We start from the raw sequence: 19,887 nt of genomic DNA, 5'->3' as shown, positions 1-19,887 counted from the left end.
CAGTTGTGAGGAGGTATATCATGAAAAGAATTTTAAGCATGGTGATGGTTCTGATGCTTTTAGTGGGCATGAGCGGTCTATATGCTGATCCTGTTTTCGACGAGACTGGAAGAACGGTGGATTTGGAGAATGAATTCTTTATGACCCACTGGAAATATTCCAAAGGAGTCGATAGGGTAGGAGACGATTTTGACGCATACGATATCAGCAACTATGAAGATGTGCTCGACGATGCCGGCAACTTCGAATGGAGCAATTTTGACGTAGGTAAGGGTAAAAAAACGAAGTCTGATTACTTGCTACTCAATGTGACCGCCTATTCGGAGAATCTGATAGACTTTGTAGCGCTAGCTGACCTTGAGGGTATTGAGGACATGTCTGAGATGCCGCTGTATAAGGCAGTGATCACTGTGAAGTTCAGACCGGTAATCATCGATGAAGAAGTTGAGGGATGGGAAATATTCCATGCGCAAGGAAAGCTTTATATATTAGATGATGTTCAGGATTATGTAACATACCCAGAAGGTGAACCAATATATGAGTATGTTGAAGACTTATCTATGATCATCGACGACATCTTTGAGGACGTGATGAACGAGCCGAACGGATTCGGTAATTTGATGGTTATCGACAATTTAGAGGATTAGAAGATTGGAAGATTGGAAGATTAGAAGATTAGAAGATTAGAAGATTGGAGGATTTGAGGATTTGAGGATTCGAGTGAGGCCCAATTTGCTCTGATTGGAAGATGTCTTTTAAGACGATATGAAAACGGCCTCCCACCCAAGTCAAGGTGGTGGGCCGTTTTTTATGTGTTTTTTTGAAGTCGATCAACAAGTGATCGGAGTGTCTCTCTCAGTTCGACGATCTGGGTCGGCTCGCAGCCGTATTCACGGAAAAGGGTCATCGGTACATCTGCTAGCGATTCCTTTAACTTTACCGCTTTTGCAGTCAGCGAGATCAGGACTTTTCGCTCGTCCTTCGATGACCGCTGACGGCTGACGAGTTTCGCCTGCTCCATTCGCTTAAGCAGAGGCGTGAGTGTGCCTGAATCGAGGTAAAGCCTGTCCCCGAGTTCGTTCACAGTCAGCTTGTCCCTTTCGTACAGCACCAACAGTACCAGATACTGGGGGTAGGTGAGGCTAAAGGGATCGAGCAGGGGTTTGTACATTTTTGTCATCGCCCTGTTGGCGGCATAGAGTGCGAAACAGAGCTGGTTGTCGAGTTTTAAGATCTCATCGCTGTTCATCATCTGACCTATAAGAGCTCTTTAATGGATTTTTCAATCTTTTTTGGTGTGTCTGTCGGAGCAAATCGTTTGACGACTTTTCCGTTTTGATCGATCAGGAACTTGGTGAAGTTCCACTTGACGTCTTTTGATCCGAGCGCGCCTTTTTTCTGGTTTGTCAGGTAATCGAAGATGGGGTGGATGTTCTCCCCCTTCACGTCTACCTTTTCAAAGATTTCGAAGGTCACTCCGTAGTTGAGCTGACAGAACTGAACGATTTCGTCTTGCGAACCCGGTTCCTGTTCTTTAAATTGATTACATGGGAATCCTAGAATCTCGAGGCCTTGATCCTTATAGGTCTTGTACAGTTCTTCAAGCCCCTCGAACTGAGGTGTGAATCCGCATTTGCTTGCCGTGTTCACCACAAGAACCACTTTACCCTTGTAGGCTTGCATCGATTTTACCTTGTTGAATCCATCCACTGCTTCTAGCTGATAAAATGACATATGTTTCTCCTTAATTTAGGTTGCGCGCAATTTTATTTTATGCAACCATTATATTGCGCACAATATAGTTTGTCAATCGAGGAAATTGCATAATTACATTCAAAAAGAAGATCACACTATATCTAGTAGAGTAGACTCTTTAGTATACCAATATATATTATGCAATATCCCTTGTGACCTATTATGAAATTTTCTCAATCCATAAGTTAAAAAGGAGCGGTTTTGAATTTTGCTGAAACAGAAAGGGACTTTAAAGGTTATACTTAGAGTAACACCAAATTATGACCTAAATGGAGCCCACTATGGAAAAACTAATACTTGAAATTGAAGAAATAATTCCTCAGCAGCATTTTTTAAGCGATGAAAAGCTGAGGTCCGCTCTGGCGAGCTTTGAAACTTATGAGTCTATCGGTGACATTTTTGTGATCAGGTATCTGGACAAATGGTTTTCAATCGACGGCCATCACAGGCTTCTCCATCTGTATAGGCAGGGAGTCAAGCGTGTTGAGGTATGCCACGACCCTGCGGATGATGATCATTTCTTATATAGACGACTTGCCAAGGAGTCCCTGAATATAGGCCTTAAGACGATTGCAGACCTAGAAGACAGAATACTCACCAATGAGGATTTTTTGGTGGACTGGGTCGGCAAATGCCAGTTGATGCTCAAAGAACATTCGACACCTGAGGACAACATGAGGTTTTTCATGAGTCATCATGAAGCTTTATTCGACTATGAAAACAAAAACAACCATGTCTTTGTCGGATATAGCGACAGGCCCTGGACCTATTTGAGCGTGGACTCGGAGAAGGGGCTTTGTGAGCTACTCGAACAGGTGCCCAAGGTCTACTCGAACTTCGCGCTGATCGAGGACTGGATGGTCAAGTTTATCGATCCGACTGACATAAGGGTCAGAGAACTTATCTGCGAGAGGCTCTACCTGCCAGCTTCAGTAGAAGTACAAGGTGATATGAGTGCTGTAGAAGAACTGACTTTACAGGATGCGCACGCGATTCAGAATGCGCACGCTTATGGCGAATACACGGATATCGATTATGTGAAGAAGCAGATCGACTACGGCTATCACGGCGGAATACGTGTAGACGGAGAACTTGTCGCCTGGGCGCTGACCCATGACGACGGCGCGATCGGATTCTTATATGTGATGCCCGACCATCGAGGCAAGCACTTCGGCGAGCAGATCACAGCCTTTATCGTGAAAAGGATGAGAGAGGACGGACTGCCCGTCTATGTCCATATCGAAAAAGAGAATCTGCCTTCTATCAGGCTCGCTGAGAAGATGGGATTTGTCATCGACAGGACAGTAAGATGGTTCAGCCTTGTAAGTGACAAGACATGAACCGATTGGAGAGAGGAGGGACAAGATGCATATCATAAGACCTGAGAAGTTGAAGGCGGGAGACAAGGTCGCAGTTGTGAGCTTATCATGGGGCGGAGCAGGAGACCCGGTGATTCATGAGCGCTACCTGCTCGCAAAAAAAAGACTTGAGGAAGATTTTGGACTAGAGGTGGTAGCCATGCCCCATGCCTTGAGGGGCACGGAGTTTGTCGAAGCACATCCCGAGCTGAGGGCGAAGGACCTCATGGATGCCTTTAAGGATACGAGTATCAAGGCGGTAATTTCAGCTATCGGAGGCAATGACACCATTCGATTACTTCCTTTCATCGATTATGATGTCATTAGGGAAAATCCAAAGTTCTTTATGGGCTATTCCGATACGACGGTGAACCATTTCATGATGCTTAAGGCAGGTGTTCAGAGTTTTTACGGACCGTGTATCCTGATGGAGTTTGCTGAAAATGTGAAGATGCACGACTACACCGACACCTATCTGCGAAAGGTGATGTTCAGCGAGGAGCCAGTGGGTGAAATCATGCCTGCGAAGCTGTGGACCGCTGAGTATCTGCCTTGGGACAAGACGGAAAACAATCAGACCTTAAGGACGATGATTGAGGATACCAAGGGGTATGAAGTCATCCAGGGCTCTGGAAGGGTGGAAGGCCATCTGCTTGGTGGCTGTGTCGAAGTTTTGGACTGGCTGAGGGGTACTGAACTCTGGCCCGACAAGGAAGTGTTCAGGGGGGCGATCCTGTTTCTTGAGACCAGTGAGGATCAGCCAAGCCCGGATGCGCTGCTCTTTATGCTTAGGGCCATAAGAGCCACAGGGGTGCTTGATGAGCTAGCGGGCGTATTCGTAGCAAAGCCATACGATGAATGCCATTATGAAGCGTACAAAGACGTCTTTAAGAGAGTCTTTACCACTGAGATGGATCGTCCTGACCTTCCGGTGCTTTATAACGGCAACTTCGGACACACTTCACCCATGCATGCTATGCCTTACATGCAAAAGGCAAGGATGGATCTTGATAACAGAAGATTTCATATCTTATAGGAAGGTCTCTTCAATTGAAATATAACTGTAACCTAATTGCATCGATCCAACATGTTACAATAAGTTTAGAAAGGTTAGGGGGGATGCCATTATGACGGTTTATGTAGTGACACTTTTTAAGATCATCAGTGAAATACGCATTCAGGATATGGTATCTCAAGAGATTGACAAACGTGTCCTAAAGCAGTTTGAGAGCGAGAAAGAAGCAATCGATTATCTCAGAGGCATCAAGAATCAGATGATGATGTACAATTTTCCATTCGCGATGATTCAGGAGTTCGAACTAGAGGATATCTACTATATCAGCAATCAGGTGCTGTATCTGTTCGACGACCTTAGGGCGTGTTATCTGCCGATTGACGGAATGGCAGGGCTCAGTCAGTCCACACGTCGAAAATTACACGAGTTTGACACTCGAGTTGAATTCAGAATGAAATAACAAACACCCTACATCAATGATGTGGGGTGTTTTAGTGTGACTTAATCAAATAATGACTTTTCGATGATCTCTAGGTCTGCCCGGTAGACATGCAGGCGTTTGTTGTCGATCAGTATCTTTGTCGTATTGGGGAGCGCGGATGCCTCTACAAGCACTTTGTCGCCTTCGTAAACTGCAATCGGCATGCCTGTCTGTGTTTTGATGATGACGACTCTCGCAAGTCCTGACGTGTTCGAGAAGAACTGGTTGAGCGCCTTGTCGATAGAGGTGATGGTGCCGCTGTTGTCGCCGCTTAAGTCAAGTGCGTCCTTGTAGGCGTCGATGTGATTGACAAGCCCTGTTTCAAATGCGATCATTGTCGATCCCACGTGCTGCCATCTGCTTCCGTCGACTTCGATCATCAGCACGTTTTCAACTTCTGAGGGTTGCATGTCGGTGTTGGTGCCTGTGACGGACATGGTGATGTCACCATAGTCGTTGAAGACCGTGAAGGTTCTTTCAAGTCCCACCCATTCGGCGCTTAAGTCCTTGAACTGGGATTTAAGGCTCGTGCATCCGCTGAGGGTGAGCATTAACAAGAGTGTCGTGATGAATATGATCTTCTTTTTCATGGTATCTCCTTCGATTGAATGATCGGATTTTCCTCAATAAGTTTCATTGTGTCATTTTTATAAGTCACTGTCATCAGATAAAGCAAAAACATAATCTATTTTTAATGTTGAGTTAAGGTTAATCTGCTATGATATCAAGGTCATTAATAAGGAGGAGCAAACATGAAACAGCATCAAAAAATAAGTGTTAAGATTATAGGCCTGGTGTTGATCCTAATCATCATGCTAGTAGGAGTGATATCGGTGACGACCTACAGCGCACTGTCCACATCACTTTCAAGGCAGATGCAACAGACGGTAAATGGAGTCTACAGCGCAGTCTCATCAAGAGTGAACTTTGAGGAGCTATTGACAGACGGTATCGAGGAAGACGATGCGGACTATGTGAAGGTCAAGGCCAACCTGATCACGATCAGGGATTCTGCCAATCTTGAGTTTTTACATATTGTAAAGAAAACAGATGCCGGTTACGTGTACATCGTAGATGGATTATCTGTGGATGATGAGGAGTCGGTGGATATCAACGAGCCGACAGAAAATGAATACGATACCTTCTATGATAAGGTATTTGAGTCGAAAACCAAATTGTATGGAAAGTTCGAAGAGTATAACAATGAGATACTATACAGCAACTACTTTCCACTGCTTAACCAGGATCGAGAGGTGGTTGCAGCCCTAGGGATGGATTTTGATGTCACCGACGAGGTGGATCAGGTAAAAAAGGCCTTCATAAAACTGGAACTCATCTCGATTATTGCGATGATCGTCATAGCCGTCTCTCTTTCCGTTTCGATTCATTTCTTGCTTAGACCGATCAAGGAACTCAAAAGCGCATGTGAGCAGATGGCAGGGTACGACTTGGCTGTCACCATCAAGGAAAACTATCAAGGTGAGTTCAAAGGTCTGGCGGAGGCTCTTGGAACTATGAAGATCAACAACCTGCTGCTTATCGGAGAGATCCAACAGCTGACACGAGGTATCCATTCGACGTTCAACGGAATCCAAGATGCGACTACGGGAATTTCAGCGATGGTTCAGGAAAACACGGCAAGTCTAAGTGTGGTTCAAGAAAATGTGGATGGACAGGTAAGGGCTGTGGACGACCTTGGACTCATCAGCGAAGACACCCAGTCGAGTGTGAACTCCATCTTTGAAACGATCGAAGGGGCGACAACGGCAGGTGACGCTGTGAGAGGGTATGCCGACGCTTCGAATAAGGCGATGCAGGAAATGAAGACGACGATCGATTCGACTGCCAAAGGATTCATGGCGATCAATGACAAGTTGTCGGTTCTCTACGACACTTCGGGAGCGATCCTATCGATCATAGGAACCATCAAGGGGATTGCCAACCAGACCAACCTGCTGGCGCTCAATGCATCGATCGAAGCCGCACGAGCAGGTGAGCAAGGGAGAGGATTTGCGGTAGTCGCAGAGGAAATCAGAAAGCTCGCCGAGGAGTCCGCTGTCTCTGTAGAAAAAATCGACACTATCGTCCATACGGTCCTTAACGACATCCAAGCGTCAAACAGCATCGCCAAGGAACAGGTGGGGGCGGTCGCAGGTGCGCAGACACAAGTGATAGAGACTATTTCCGCTTACGATACGACTGAGGAATCCACAAGGGAGATCATCTCTGAGATGACAAGAGTGAAATCTCAAATGGAGACCTTGGTGAGGCATCAGGCCCTGGTACTTGAAAGAACTGACTTCATCAAGGACTTGTCCCACAAAAACCATGAAGCCATAGGCGAAGTGAACAGTGCCTCTCAGGAATCCGCATCGCATGTCGAGGAAATCAGCTCCAGCATGCATGAGCTGCAAGAAATCATCGACAAGCTTGAAAAACAGGTCAATCTATTTCATATCGAATTGTAAGAAGGGGTCAGACGAAAAAATCGTCCTTGAATTTCACCCGAGCGGGTGTAAGTGACTTGACAGCAACAAAGGATTAAGATATTGTCATAATTGAATGTGCCAAGAAACCACGTAAGCCAAACGGCATTCGTGGTTTTTTTTAAAACCTGGATGATGAGGACGGATATGAAGCGGATAAAATGGCTTGAAATAGCACTAATACTGGCGCTGGTTATTTTGATTACCTATGCGGTTGTGCTATCCCTTGACTTAGGGCACTACCGTAGTGAGTTTTTTAAGGACAATCAGTCGCCAGTCATTCATTACGCATTGATTACTGATGACGACAGCTCGCAAAGCGCCGCTGATTTTTTTGCGGGCATGGAGGATGCGATCAATGAATATAATGTGGTTCTTGAAACGACCCTTGTGACAGAAGACGAGACAAGTATCAATCAGGCATTTGAAATAGCCGAGCAAATGAAGGTGGATGGTATCATTGTGAAGCTCAAATCAAATTCCAAAGCGAAGGACAATATTATAAAAATGCAGCAAAAGGGCATTTTTATCGTACTTGTCGGCAATGATTCTCCGGAATCCTATCGAGATGTCTACATCGGCAGCAACAAGTTCAACGCAGGTAAGGTAAGCGCCGCTCTTGCGACTGAGGGGCGTACGGACAAGGCAAAAGTACTACTTTTACTTGGAAGAGATTATGAGTCCAGTTCGGGTTCTGCAAGGAATAATTTTCTGAATGGTTTTAGACCGGTAGATTCAGAGGAAGGCGTCCTGGAAATCGTCTATATCGGTTATACTGCCCAGACAAGGGCTGAACTGTTATTGGAAAGTCACTTAAGTGAAGACAGCATCAATACCGTAGTTTGTACAGATCCGCTTGATACTACTAGGGTGATGAACCTACTTGTCGACCTCAATCGAGTAAGTGACATAAGGTTGATCGGTAGCGGAAATCTCGAGGCAACGCTTGAAGGAATTAAAAAGGGTATCGTTTACGCAAGTATCGACCTTGGTTTTGATATTATGGGTGATGAGGCGATTAGAGCTTTGATCGCACTTAATCAGAATAAGTCTCAATCGTCCTATGTGAATATCGAAATCAATGTCATGGAATAGAACAGAGGAAGTTATGTCGTTATTTAAAAGGCTTAGAAAAACAACCATAAGAACAAAGGTTACCGGTTTTACGCTTACGATACTTGTGAGCTTGTTAGTTGGCTATCTTAGCATGTTTTATATTACGCTTGATATCAGCAAGAATTTTACCGCGATGTTTTCTGACAGCCTGACGCTTGATACGCTGGCCGATGAAATGATCCGCTTTGAAAAAAACCTTGAATCGTATTTGAACACGAAGAGTTCTGACAGTTTTGTCAGTTATCTAGACTCGCTCGAAAGACTGCGTGAGATGCAAAAGAAACTTAGATTGGGACTTAGTCATCAGGAGTCTGTTTTAAAGTTTAACGGCATCGGCAATATGCTTGACGGTTATTTTGAAGAAGCATCTAAATCGATTACCAATAAAAGGGCTAGAAATATCGAAGCAACGATCTTGTCCTTTGAGAGACTACAGAAAATAAGTGCCAATATCGCTGTGGTGATGGATGACATCAACGGCGGAGCTTTCAACAACAATGTTGATGAGTTCATTGCGATGACCAGGACAATTGATCAGATCAAACTCGTTTTCATCGGTATTTTTGTAGTCGTGCTGCTGCTTGGTGTCGTATTCATTGTCGATTTTACCCAGGCGGTCGCAAATCCGATTGAGAAGTTATCTGACTATGCGACAAATATCTCAGCCGGCAATTACGACTTTGAAGTGGAGACGGTTCATGGATATGACGAGGCTAAGGTACTTACTCAAACATTTAAAGAAATGTCTGCGAATATCAAAAGCTATGTTGAAGCCTTAAAGGATAAGGCAGTAACTGAAAACAAGCTTCGATTGACTGAAGTAGAAAACTTAAAAATGCAGAACCTGCTTAAGCAAGCAGAACTGATGGCCTTGCAATCACAAATCAATCCACACTTTCTCTTCAATACAATCAATGCCGGATTACAACTTGCGATTTTAGAAGATGCCGACAGGACTGCTGACTTTTTAGACCATATGGCCCGTATGTTCAGGTATAATATTCAAAGCCTTGATAACTCGGTGACATTGTACGATGAGATTAAGAATATCAGACATTACGAGCATTTGATGGCAGTTAGATTTGGAGAGATGTTAAGCATCACTTATGAGATCGATGATCTTGCCCTTGAACAAGTCATGCCCCCGCTGGTGCTTCAACCGATTGTCGAAAATGCGCTTATTCATGGATTGAAAGATAAAGAGGACAATGGAAAAATTGAGATTTATGCTGAAGTTGGAGAAGACGTGCTGAGTATTACCATACTTGACAATGGAAAAGGGATGGATGAATCAACGCGTATGGAGATGTTAAGGACAGCCTACGAGCCTCAGATCGGATATCAAAATGGACTGGGACATACCACAGGGCTGGGAATTGCCAACGTATACGAGCGTCTTTGCGCGTTTTATGGTAAGTCTCATGTACTTACCATTGACAGTACACAGGGGATTGGAACAAAAGTGATTTTACAACTACCAATAAGAAACAGGTGATAAAATGAGAATTCTTATAATCGATGACGAGCAAATTGTACTTGATTCAGTTTCACATATCTTAAAATTGAATTTTACGGATTTCGAAATCTACACCGCTAGAAATGGCAAAGAAGGTTTGGTTCAGCTTGAGAATGTTCGGCCACATATCGTAATGACTGACATAAGAATGCCTGGAATTACCGGAATTGAATTTATCAGACGTGCAAGACGCTTTGATACAAGAGTGAAGATCATCATCGCCACAGCTTTTGATCAGTTCGACTACGCAAAAGAAGCCTTTAGGTTTCAAATTGAAGATTATGTACTCAAGCCACTAACAAAAGCAAAGCTGATCGAACTGATCAGTGCTGTTGTAGAAAAGATAAAAAGAGAACAAAATCGAAGGGATATCGAGTTAGAAAGCATCGATAAACTGTATAAATCGCTAAGTATCGTCGAGAACAATTTCTTTCATTCCATCATTAACAATCGGGCGGTACCCCATATGTATTCCCACTATAGGGAATTGCTAGGTTTGGATTTTGTAAAGGGACGAATTGTCGGACTTGAGGCGATCGGTCTTCCTGACGATGTGAACTGGAAGCAAATCAGCGATTACAACAGTCGACTGTTTGACGCATCGGAAAGTTTTAGAAGTGCGATAAAGCTCGATTTTGATGCCTTGTCCTCAGATGTAATGGGGAATAAGATATTCGGTTATATCGAAACGTATGACGAGGATGACCTAGAGAAGCTCAGTCAGCTGTTGTCGGGATTGCATGATGAGTTTATCAATGTATGGGGCATTAAGGTGAAATCGGTAATTGGCCCAATCGTGGAGATCGATCAAATGAATGAATCCTATGAAGCGGTGGAATCGCTTTTGAAACATAGTAAAGAGAAAGTTTCTGTATATTCGACAAGTGAGCTTGGAAGCTATACGGCAGCGGATCTGATCGCTTTTTCCGAGGACGTGTTCGGCAAGGTGACATCGTTAGATGACAAATGGCATATGTCATGGACACTTGTAGAAAGGGCTTATTTGAGTTTAACTGCAAATCCAATGTATGCATGCGAGGCTGTTGACATACTGAGCTTGCTTTTTATGAAACTGGTCGTACTTTTTGATGAAGAAGGTGGAAACAGTCTGAGTTTGATTCAATCGGGCAAGATCAATCAGTTCATCTTAGCCAATGAGCAATCCAAGTTGACGCTTACGCATAACATGATGGATACGCTTGTGAGGATGCTGTCACTTGGCGATAGGAACTACTCTGAAATCGTCTCGAAAGTGATGGATAAGATCAAAGACTGCTACATGGAGGACTTAACCCTTGAGGGACTGGCGAATGAAGTACATGTCACACCTCAGTATTTATCAAAAGTGTTCAAGCAGGATACTGGAATCACGTTTAAAACATGCCTGACGGATATGCGTTTAACGAAGGCGAAAGTGCAGATGATAAGCACCAAGGACTCCATCAAAGATATCGCCTATCAGGTGGGGTATAATGATCCCAATTATTTTGTCAGGCTGTTTAAAAAGGTTACAGGATTTACTCCTGGAGAATATCAAAAGGTGATGTCAAAATGAAGAAAGTGTTTGCTATCCTACTGATCGTCATGCTGCTGTTTAGCTTAAGCGCTTGCTCAAAACCAAGTGAAGCAAGCTCTGACAAGCCGATACTGATCGGCTTGTCGCTTGATTCATTGGTGGTCGAGCGCTGGCAACGCGACATGGAGATTATCGTTGCCAATGCGAATCAAGAAGGTTATGAAGTTGATGTGCGAATTGCAAATGAAAACGTTGAAAGGCAAATCAGTCAAATCGAGGATATGATCAATTCAGGTGTAAAAGTCCTAATCATACTACCTAATGATGCGGATAGCTTAAGTGAGGTTATCCAAAAAGCGAAAAGGCAAGGCATTTATGTGATCGCCTATGATCGTCTGATCAAAAATGCTCCTGTCGATCTCTATATCTCTTTTGACAATCGTGGTATAGGCAAGTCTCTTGCCAAGGAGCTGATCGGGAAAAGCGATTTGGAAAACAGAACTACTCCACTGCATCTGGCAATTATCAATGGTGATCCAAAGGATAACAATGCCCACCTTTTGAATCAGGGGTATTATGATGAAATCAGAACTTTGGTCGTTACAGGTAAAATAGAGGTGGTAACAGAAGTTTGGGCTAACGAATGGCGAGAAGCTGTTGCTAAGTCTGCAATAGAGGAATTGGTACTCTCAGAAATCCCTTTAGATGGCATCATCGCGGCAAATGACGTATTGGCGACTGGTGCGATTCATGTACTTTCGGAATTCAAGTTGGCAGGTGATGTGATTGTAGTATCACAGGATGCGGAGTTGTCTGCATGCCAACGTATCGTTGAAGGAACTCAATTGGCCACGATTTACAAGCCGATCAACGATCTGGCAAATGAAACAGTCAGTGCTGCGGTTCAAGTGTTAAACGGCAATGAGGTTGCATACGGAGAAACCATATGGAACGGCGAGCGTGAAGTGCCATTTAAAAAACTGGAGTTTCAAGTGGTGAATGAAGCTACGATTAAAGAGATCATTATCGATTCAGGCTTCCATTCAGCACAAGATGTCTATTTACATGTGAATCAGCAATGAGAAGAAATTAATCTTAAATTAGTGCTATCCCCGCAAATGGAGCGGGGATTTTTTTATGACTTCAAAGAAAACGATTTCAAGTGTGTAAATTAAACCAGTGTCATTATGCAAGCGTTATCCTATACTTAAGCTGATAAAACAACTACACTGCAAAGGGGAAGAGAAAAGATGAAAAAGTTATTGGTTTTGGTTTTAGTATTTGTAGTTATGTTGAGTTCAGTTGCTTGCACTCAATCAGAAGGCAAGGGGAGTTCAACACTTGATATTGGAATTATCTTACCAACTCAAAATGAGGAAAGATGGACTCAGGACAAAGAAAGATTCTTAGCGGCGGCAGGCGAAACTGACTACAATGTTGAAATATTGTTCTCAGAAGGGGATTCTGCAGTTGAGGCGACAAACATCGATTCCTTTATTTCAAAAGGCGTAAAAGTCATCATCATCACTGCGCACGATTCAGGCGCGGCGGAATCAGCTGTTCAACGTGCTATTGACGCTGGTGTAAAGGTAATCGCTTACGACCGTATCGTCGATCTGCCAGGCGTTTCGTTTTATGTGACATTCGACTCGATCGTTGTCGGTAACGAACAAGGTCAGTTCCTAATTGATAACGCTACAGGCAAAGACAATGAACTATACCTGTTCTCAGGCGGTACTTGGGAAGGAAATGCACCATTGTTCTTCCGCGGTGCATGGGAAACGCTACAACCTAAAATCGCTGACGGTACATTCAAAGTGATGAACATTCCTGCACATACGGAATTTATCGACAAAGCGGTGTTAACAACTGAAGAAGCACTTGTAATGATGAAACAAGCGGATACAGACTGGTCTCCTGAAGCGACTGCGACTTTAGCTGCGAACCATGCGACTACTTATCCTCCAACAGGCACTAAAGCATACTTTATCGCACCGAATGATTTCACTTCACGTGCTATCAACGATGCATTTACAGCAGCTGGTGTGACAGATGTGATCATTACCGGTCAAGATGCTGATATTCTTTCTGTAGCACGTGTTCAAGACAGCAAGCAATCAATGACTATCCTAAAAGACGTTCGTACATTGGTAGCCAACGCGTTTGAAATTGCTACATTACTATTGGATGGCAATGATTTGCCAGCGGCAACTCATTTTTATGGCGAATCTGATGTTCCAGCAGTTCCAACTTCTGTAGTTGTTGTAACTCCAGAAAATATCGACAAGGAAGTTGTTGAATCAGGATATTACACTCAAGAAGCGATCGATGACGCAAAGTAATATTGTAACAATTGTATAATGGGTAAACACTAATAGTGACATTGAATGGTCAATGTCACTATTAGTCTGTTTTGCCTGTTACACTATTTACTTTGAATATCAGTATAAGGAGGTAATATGCCTAAGCATATTTTAGAAATGAAAAAAATCACCAAAACATTCCCAGGGGTCAAAGCGCTTGATGAGGTAAGCATAGCTGTTGAGGAAGGTGAGATCCATTTTATCGTGGGTGAAAATGGTGCTGGTAAATCCACACTGATGAAAGTTCTAAGTGGTGTATATAAAACGGGGTCGTTTACAGGAGATATTATTTTTGACAATGAAACTAGACATTTTCATGGTATTAAAGATTCTGAAAAAGCGGGTCTTGCTATTATTTACCAGGAACTTGCCTTAGTACCTGAATTGTCGGTATTTGAAAACATCTATCTAGGACACGAAATTACAAAATCATACGGAATTATTGATTGGAATGAAACGATAATCAACGCGTCAAAACAACTGGAAAAAGTTAAGTTGAATGTCAACCCTTCTGAAAAAGTCAGGAATTTGAATGTTGGGAAACAACAATTGGTTGAGATCGCAAAAGCGCTCAGTAAAGAAGTTAAGTTGCTGATTCTAGACGAGCCAACCGCCGCGCTAAATGAAGATGATAGTGAAAACCTACTTCGCTTATTAGTGGAACTCAAAAAACATGGAATCACATCGATAATGATTTCTCATAAACTTAAGGAAGTTACTGCTATAGCTGATAGTGTCACTGTTTTACGGGATGGAAAGACAATTTGCACACTTCGTGGGCAGGAAATAAATGAAAATGTAATTATAAAAAACATGGTTGGTAGGGAAATTGACGATATCTATCCCAAAAGAGAGAACTTTATTACAGATGAAGTTGTTCTGGAAACCAAAAACTGGAGTGCTTTCGATCACCAAAAGAAAAAACATGTTATTAAAAACGTAGACATCAAACTAAGAAAAGGTGAGATAATCGGTCTTGCTGGTCTGATGGGAGCGGGAAGAACAGAATTCGCACTCTCTCTGTTTGGCAATGTAAAAAAATATCATGTGTCCGGAGAGTTGTTTGTCCATCAAAAAAAGGTGAGCTATCAACATACGAGCGATGCGATAAAATCAGGAATTGCTTATGTATCGGAAGACAGAAAAGGAGATGGATTGATCCTCATTCAAGATATCAAGGAAAACATATCCATTGCAAACCTTAAACAACTTGCCAAATTAGGTGTCATTGATCAGAATGATGAAATTCTCATTGGTGAACAGTATAGGGAAAAGTTGAACATAAAAACACCTTCGATCAACCAAACGGTATCCAATTTAAGTGGCGGTAACCAGCAAAAGGTAGCCCTTAGCAAATGGTTGTTTACAAACCCGGATATTCTTATCTTGGATGAACCCACTAGAGGGATCGATGTTGGAGCGAAATTTGAAATATACACGCTAATCAATCAACTGATCGAAAATGGCATGAGTATCATCATGATTTCATCGGAACTACCGGAACTCCTTGCAATGAGCGATAGACTTTACGTTGTTGCAGAAGGTGTGATCACTGGAGAACTTGATAAAGAATCAGCTACCCAGGAAAATGTGATGAAATTGGCGACATTGTAAAGGAGGACAATTTGAACTTTATTAACGAACTTAAAACATCGCTGGTAAGCAATATACGCGACTATGGAATGTATTTGGCCCTTGCGGTCATCACGGTGGTGTTTACATTCCGTACTGGCGGATTGTTTATCAGCCCAAACAATATTTACAATATCATTATCCAAACAGGATACATCGGTGTTATGGCAGTGGGAATGACTCTAGTGATAGTGATCAGGCATATCGATCTGTCCATCGGGTCGGTTTTAGGATTTGCTAGCGCCGTGTCCGCGATTTTGATGCTGAAGACTGGGATAAACAGCGTAACCGCGCTGTTGATCGCCCTTGCATTTGGTGCACTTGCAGGAACCATCACCGGACTTTTGGTTGCACGAATTGGAATACCGGCCTTTGTAGCATCCTTGGCAGGTATGTTCATTTATAGGGGCATGATGTTTCAGGTGCTTTCGGTAAACGGTGGTGCGGCAGTAAGATTCAAGGATCCCTTTATCGATGCGATAGGGAATGGTGCTATTCCAAGATTATTTGAAATAGGTCCTTATGCGGGTTCAACCGTAGTAATTGGAGTCCTATTGATTGTATTGTTTGCATATGGCCGAGTGAAAGACAGAAAAATCCAGCAAAATTATAAGTTTGAGGTGGATTCTTTCGCACTCTTTATGATGAAGTTACTCTTTGTTTCCATCATAATTCTACTGTTTACATTGCAAATGGCACTTGGTAGAGGTTTTCCTGTAACACTTGCTGTTGTCGGACTTGTCATCGCGATTTTCCATTTTGTAACAACCAAGACAGTGCTGGGACGTCATATCTATGCAGTCGGTGGTAATCCGGAAGCGGCTGAGCTTAGCGGTATAGACGTTAAAAAAATTACGATCATTGTATTTGCAGCGATGGGCCTACTTGCAGGACTTGCCGGTTTCATGTATGCCGCAAGATTAAACAGCGCAACCTTGACAGCAGGCAGAGGACTTGAGCTATTCGCTATTGCCGGCGCATTTGTAGGCGGCGTGTCTGCGGGTGGTGGTATCGGTAAGATTACAGGATCAATCATCGGTGCCCTTGTAATCATGTCTTTAAGCAATGGAATGCAAATGTTAGGTGTCGCGACAGATACAAAAGATATTGTAATCGGTGTGGTACTGGTGCTTGCTGTAGTATTTGACATCTATACGAGAAATTTAAAACACTAGTGGTAGGAAAACAACTGAATGACGAAATAAGGAGTTAATCCTCTTTTCAAATATCCTTCTTGTATTAAGGGCTGCAATCATTAGATTGCAGCCCTTTTTCGTGTGTTTCGGTTTATCTTGTCAGGAAGAAGATCAGTCCTGTGATGAAGGTCGGAAGCAGTGCGAACTTCAATAGTTGAAGCGAGGAGACCCCTTTTTCAAAGTGTTTCTTTAGAATGGACTGACCGACTGGGTTTGGTGAGTTGGCGATGACGGTTAGTCCACCGCCGGTGATAGCCCCTGTAACGATGGCGTACTTGAGCGTATCAGGAAAATCAGTCACAAGTGTGCTCAAATAGGTGATCGCGGCGTTGTCGTTAAATGCTGTCAGGACAATCGATGTGATGTTTAGTCCAAGCTCAGGAAGATTGGCAAGTAGCGGAGCTATCCACCAACCTTGAAGACCACCATGAACCATCAATCCTCCGATAAAGAATGCGACTAAAAGAGCGGGTTTTAAGTCCATTCGATTTTGATAGAATGCAGTTACCTGGTAAAATCCTAGATAGAATAGAAAACCTGATAGAAATAGAACGGGTTCGTGTGAGTTGAAAACGGTCCAAATTAAAAATAGGATATTTACGAGCATGATCCATTTTGGAACACGGTCTTCTCTTGCATCCCAGTTAGCATCGAATATCTGGGTTTCGTCCTTATTGGGCATTAGACCTGGTATCGTCCTGTTAAACTCTTCAATTTTTATGCCTTCAAATTTCTCATCGATAGCATTGCTGATATCGTACTTCGCCTGTTCTTCCTCAGTGAGCTTTAAAGCCGCAAGCTCTTTGATATTTTCTTTTAAGATAACAGAATATGCGTTGAGCTCGCTAGTAAATCCGACACGTTTATCCACAAGTTTTTCCAGATCGTCGAAATTGGATTCGAGCTCCTTTTTACTGATAAATCTGTGTTGAATGTGCCTTTTGTATCTATAGTCCTCATAGGTTTCTTTCAAGTCCGAAAGATCTTTTCTAAATAGGATAAAGTAGACAATTGTGCAAAGAATAATTGCGGCTATTGATTTGAATCCAAAGGTTAAGAGCATGAATTGACTGTCCCACCCCCATGGACCTGCGACCATTAAGATTGGCGGTGAAGCAAAGTTCGTTAACGACCCACCTACTGAAACGTTTACAAAGAGTAGTGCGAGCGTAGCATATTTCAGTCGATTTGACGGTTTCAAAATATAGAACTTGTCTGAGAGCAAGAATGCTGCAATCGTCATCGCTGCGGGCTCTGTGACTAAGGAGCCTAATAGCGGCGCGAAAATCAAGATGATCAGCCACCATGCCTCAAGCGTTCCACCAAAAAAATTAACAATTCGCCACATAAGCAGCTCAAAGAGCTTGAGTATGGGACGGCTAGATGCTATAGTCATAACAACTACAATGAATAAAGGTTCAGTATAATGCAGGTTGTTCACATAACTTACAAAGGTATGCCAATTAAAGAAAGACGCGATAGCGACTGCAAGCGCAATCGCCCAAATTCCGAAAACGGCTTCTACCTCGCCCAGAAGATGACAGACTCCCGCCATCATGGACTGTGAGGACTTGTCCCTTAGCCCTTCTTTTTTGAGTTCTTCATACCTATGCTCAAATTTAAATGCCCAGTTATGAAAAAAACTGACCAGCATGGTATGTATGATCGCCGCGAAAAAGATAAGCGTCGCCACGACATTGAAGGGGTGCTCCTTGATGCGTGAGCGGATAATGGCTAGAATACTTGCGTCCTCGGGATCCTTATAGCTTTCGAGCTGTTTTGGAAAATCGACTCGTGAAGTGTTTGAGTCGGTATGAGCGAAACATACACTGAGAGCTGTTAGCGCAAGGAGCGCCGTAGTAATTAAGAGAATCGTCTTATGCTTCAACTTCATAGTCATACCTCCAGGTTCAAGTAGTATAATCATACCCAATTGCATTTCATTAACACGTTTTGCAAGAGAAATTTGTAAATCCTAACAGGATAATAACTTTTATCGGTTGCGGTTTGCGAAGAGCTACTGCGGGGTATCTATGGAATAGAACCGGGGTGATGAGATGGTAAACAGAATTGAAATGGATCAAACTGGCTATCACTTGCAGACCAAGAAAGTTGTCAAAGTAAAAAAGAACGATTCTGTTCTTAAAAATCAAAATGAGCAGCAAGTCGTAAAAAAGACGACTTCACTAAAAACAGACATAAAGAAGCTTAAAGTGGCTCAAAAGTCAGATTACAAGCGGATGAATTCAATCAATGCTAAGGCAGCTAAGCAGGTGATAGAGACGTACGCGAGTTATCGAAAAAAAATCTATGAAGAAAGAATCAAAACTCGATTTGACTTGTTGTTATGACTGGTTATTTTTTTTAAATTACTCTAAACAGGGGACGCTTTATCTTATAATAGGAGGACAAGCATGAAAAAATGGTTATTGGATATGCAGTGGTTGTTTGTTTTTGTCGTCGTATGGATTATACTATATGCAAGAGCGGATCTGATAATCATTTTATCTGGAGCGCTTGTAGGGGTTTTCAGCCTTTGGATCACAGAAAAGTACTTGATAGGCTCGTCCTATTATCATCACTATCCGATCAATCTGTTCAAACTGATCTCCTATTTTGCCTATTTGCTTATTGAAATTTATGCATCAGGCATCCACACCATAAAACTTATCATTACGGGAGCTGTGAATCCTAAAGTGATAAAAATCACTACGGAACTTGACGATGATTATTCGATTTCAATTTTGGCGAATTCCATCACCTTGACTCCCGGAACAGTCACGATCGATAAAAATGGAAAGGAACTTACCGTATTGTGGCTCAACGCGGTCACAACGGATCCTAAGATAGCCGGTCGTATGATAAAGGGAAATCTGGAAAGAAGACTGATGCACAGGAGAGAATAATGACGATCATTCTTATAGTACTGGTTCTGATGGCCGTGCTTAGCGCGGTACGAATCATGATAGGTCCTACCATGTGGGACAGATTGCTGGGGCTAAACATGGTCTCTTCAAAACTGATAATGGCAATCGTTGTGCTGGCGTCGATGAAAAAAGAGGCAATGATTCTTGACATTGCTCTTCTATATGGACTTTTGGGATTTGTAGGGGTGACATTCATGGCCATATTCATTCAAAAGAGGGGGCGCTACTGATGCTTGATTTCTTGGGTACTCTTATCATCGTCTTGGGGCTTGTCTTTATCGCCTTTGGCATAATCGGAATTTATAAGTTCAAGAATTTTTATCCTCGCATACTGGTGGCATCCAAAATCGATACGGTAGGATACATCACCTTGATGACAGGAGTCATGATCAAAAACGGCTGGTCTTTTTTTAGTTTAAAGGTTCTTATCATCGTCATACTGATGGTCATCGTGAATCCCTTGGTTACACATTCTATCGCCCGTTCGGCTTACTATAGTGGCTATAAGGTACGTAAGGAGTAGGTC

Annotated in this window: 20 protein-coding genes; 16 read left to right on the top strand and 4 right to left on the bottom strand. The window is 42.8% G+C overall.

The genetic code is table 11. From position 1 onward, the window contains the following. Positions 1-20 precede the first annotated feature (20 nt). Positions 21-647, top strand: a complete 627-nt coding sequence (locus DWB64_RS06470; RefSeq protein ID WP_129487396.1) for a hypothetical protein — start codon at positions 21-23, stop codon at positions 645-647. Positions 648-808: 161 nt separating this feature from the next. Here the strand turns inward: DWB64_RS06470 and DWB64_RS06465 are convergent, their stop codons facing one another. Beyond that, entirely contained in the window at positions 809-1,252 is a 444-nt protein-coding gene (locus tag DWB64_RS06465) for a MarR family winged helix-turn-helix transcriptional regulator (RefSeq protein WP_129487395.1), read from the bottom strand. A gap of 5 nt (positions 1,253-1,257) precedes the next feature. Continuing rightward, entirely contained in the window at positions 1,258-1,734 is a 477-nt protein-coding gene (locus tag DWB64_RS06460; protein WP_129487394.1) for a glutathione peroxidase, read from the bottom strand. 302 nt (positions 1,735-2,036) lie between these two features. Between DWB64_RS06460 and DWB64_RS06455 the strand changes: the two genes are divergently transcribed. From DWB64_RS06455 to DWB64_RS06445, 3 genes are all read left to right on the top strand, one after another. Beyond that, complete coding sequence (locus tag DWB64_RS06455) at positions 2,037-3,095, top strand: GNAT family N-acetyltransferase (protein ID WP_164980272.1); 1,059 nt, start codon at positions 2,037-2,039, stop codon at positions 3,093-3,095. A 25-nt stretch (positions 3,096-3,120) separates the two neighbouring features. Further along, the gene (locus tag DWB64_RS06450; RefSeq protein WP_129487392.1) at positions 3,121-4,149 is read left to right on the top strand and encodes a S66 peptidase family protein; all 1,029 of its coding nucleotides are present in this window, start codon (positions 3,121-3,123) and stop codon (positions 4,147-4,149) included. 91 nt (positions 4,150-4,240) lie between these two features. Further along, positions 4,241-4,588 (top strand): hypothetical protein, encoded by a 348-nt coding sequence (locus DWB64_RS06445; protein ID WP_129487391.1) that lies wholly within the window; start codon positions 4,241-4,243, stop codon positions 4,586-4,588. Between the two features lie 41 nt (positions 4,589-4,629). On the opposite strand, the gene DWB64_RS06440 is transcribed toward DWB64_RS06445, so the two are convergent. Beyond that, a complete protein-coding gene (locus DWB64_RS06440) occupies positions 4,630-5,199 on the bottom strand; it encodes a DUF5052 family protein (RefSeq protein ID WP_129487390.1) in 570 nt (189 codons plus the stop codon). 162 nt (positions 5,200-5,361) lie between these two features. Between DWB64_RS06440 and DWB64_RS06435 the strand changes: the two genes are divergently transcribed. The 8 genes from DWB64_RS06435 to DWB64_RS06400 all read left to right on the top strand — a co-directional run bounded on the left by DWB64_RS06435 (position 5,362) and on the right by DWB64_RS06400 (position 16,413). Beyond that, complete coding sequence (locus DWB64_RS06435) at positions 5,362-7,077, top strand: methyl-accepting chemotaxis protein (RefSeq protein WP_129487389.1); 1,716 nt, start codon at positions 5,362-5,364, stop codon at positions 7,075-7,077. A 165-nt stretch (positions 7,078-7,242) separates the two neighbouring features. Next, entirely contained in the window at positions 7,243-8,190 is a 948-nt protein-coding gene (locus DWB64_RS06430) for a substrate-binding domain-containing protein (protein WP_164980271.1), read from the top strand. Between the two features lie 13 nt (positions 8,191-8,203). Then, positions 8,204-9,706, top strand: a complete 1,503-nt coding sequence (locus DWB64_RS06425) for a sensor histidine kinase (RefSeq protein ID WP_164980270.1) — start codon at positions 8,204-8,206, stop codon at positions 9,704-9,706. A 4-nt stretch (positions 9,707-9,710) separates the two neighbouring features. Continuing rightward, complete coding sequence (locus DWB64_RS06420) at positions 9,711-11,282, top strand: response regulator (RefSeq protein ID WP_129487386.1); 1,572 nt, start codon at positions 9,711-9,713, stop codon at positions 11,280-11,282. After that, the gene (locus DWB64_RS06415; RefSeq protein WP_129487385.1) at positions 11,279-12,325 is read left to right on the top strand and encodes a sugar ABC transporter substrate-binding protein; all 1,047 of its coding nucleotides are present in this window, start codon (positions 11,279-11,281) and stop codon (positions 12,323-12,325) included. Before DWB64_RS06420 ends, DWB64_RS06415 begins: the two co-directional genes overlap by 4 nt. Before the next feature lie 168 nt (positions 12,326-12,493). Next, positions 12,494-13,585, top strand: a complete 1,092-nt coding sequence (locus DWB64_RS06410; RefSeq protein ID WP_129487384.1) for a sugar ABC transporter substrate-binding protein — start codon at positions 12,494-12,496, stop codon at positions 13,583-13,585. 117 nt (positions 13,586-13,702) lie between these two features. Beyond that, positions 13,703-15,220: a sugar ABC transporter ATP-binding protein gene (locus DWB64_RS06405; RefSeq protein WP_129487383.1), complete on the top strand. Its 1,518-nt coding sequence runs from the start codon at positions 13,703-13,705 to the stop codon at positions 15,218-15,220. Positions 15,221-15,231: 11 nt separating this feature from the next. Continuing rightward, complete coding sequence (locus DWB64_RS06400) at positions 15,232-16,413, top strand: sugar ABC transporter permease (protein ID WP_129487382.1); 1,182 nt, start codon at positions 15,232-15,234, stop codon at positions 16,411-16,413. A 112-nt stretch (positions 16,414-16,525) separates the two neighbouring features. Here DWB64_RS06400 and DWB64_RS19340 read toward each other — a convergent pair whose 3' ends face one another. Further along, entirely contained in the window at positions 16,526-18,328 is a 1,803-nt protein-coding gene (locus DWB64_RS19340; protein WP_206736651.1) for a putative Na+/H+ antiporter, read from the bottom strand. Positions 18,329-18,491: 163 nt separating this feature from the next. On the opposite strand from DWB64_RS19340, the gene DWB64_RS06390 reads away from it, so the two are divergent. The 4 genes from DWB64_RS06390 to mnhG all read left to right on the top strand — a co-directional run bounded on the left by DWB64_RS06390 (position 18,492) and on the right by mnhG (position 19,884). Beyond that, positions 18,492-18,785: a hypothetical protein gene (locus DWB64_RS06390; protein ID WP_129487380.1), complete on the top strand. Its 294-nt coding sequence runs from the start codon at positions 18,492-18,494 to the stop codon at positions 18,783-18,785. 63 nt (positions 18,786-18,848) lie between these two features. Beyond that, on the top strand, positions 18,849-19,340 hold the full coding sequence (locus DWB64_RS06385) for a Na+/H+ antiporter subunit E (RefSeq protein ID WP_129487379.1): 492 nt from the start codon (positions 18,849-18,851) through the stop codon (positions 19,338-19,340). Further along, positions 19,340-19,591, top strand: a complete 252-nt coding sequence (locus tag DWB64_RS06380; protein WP_129487378.1) for a monovalent cation/H+ antiporter complex subunit F — start codon at positions 19,340-19,342, stop codon at positions 19,589-19,591. The genes DWB64_RS06385 and DWB64_RS06380 overlap by 1 nt, the downstream gene beginning before the upstream one ends. After that, complete coding sequence (mnhG, locus tag DWB64_RS06375) at positions 19,591-19,884, top strand: monovalent cation/H(+) antiporter subunit G (RefSeq protein ID WP_129487377.1); 294 nt, start codon at positions 19,591-19,593, stop codon at positions 19,882-19,884. Before DWB64_RS06380 ends, mnhG begins: the two co-directional genes overlap by 1 nt. Positions 19,885-19,887 lie beyond the last annotated feature (3 nt).

The sequence above is a fragment of the Fusibacter sp. A1 genome (assembly GCF_004125825.1).
Lineage (GTDB): Bacteria > Bacillota > Clostridia > Peptostreptococcales > Acidaminobacteraceae > QQWI01.
The sequence above is the reverse complement of the archived record's forward strand: the minus strand, read 5'-3'. Positions and strand labels throughout refer to the sequence as shown.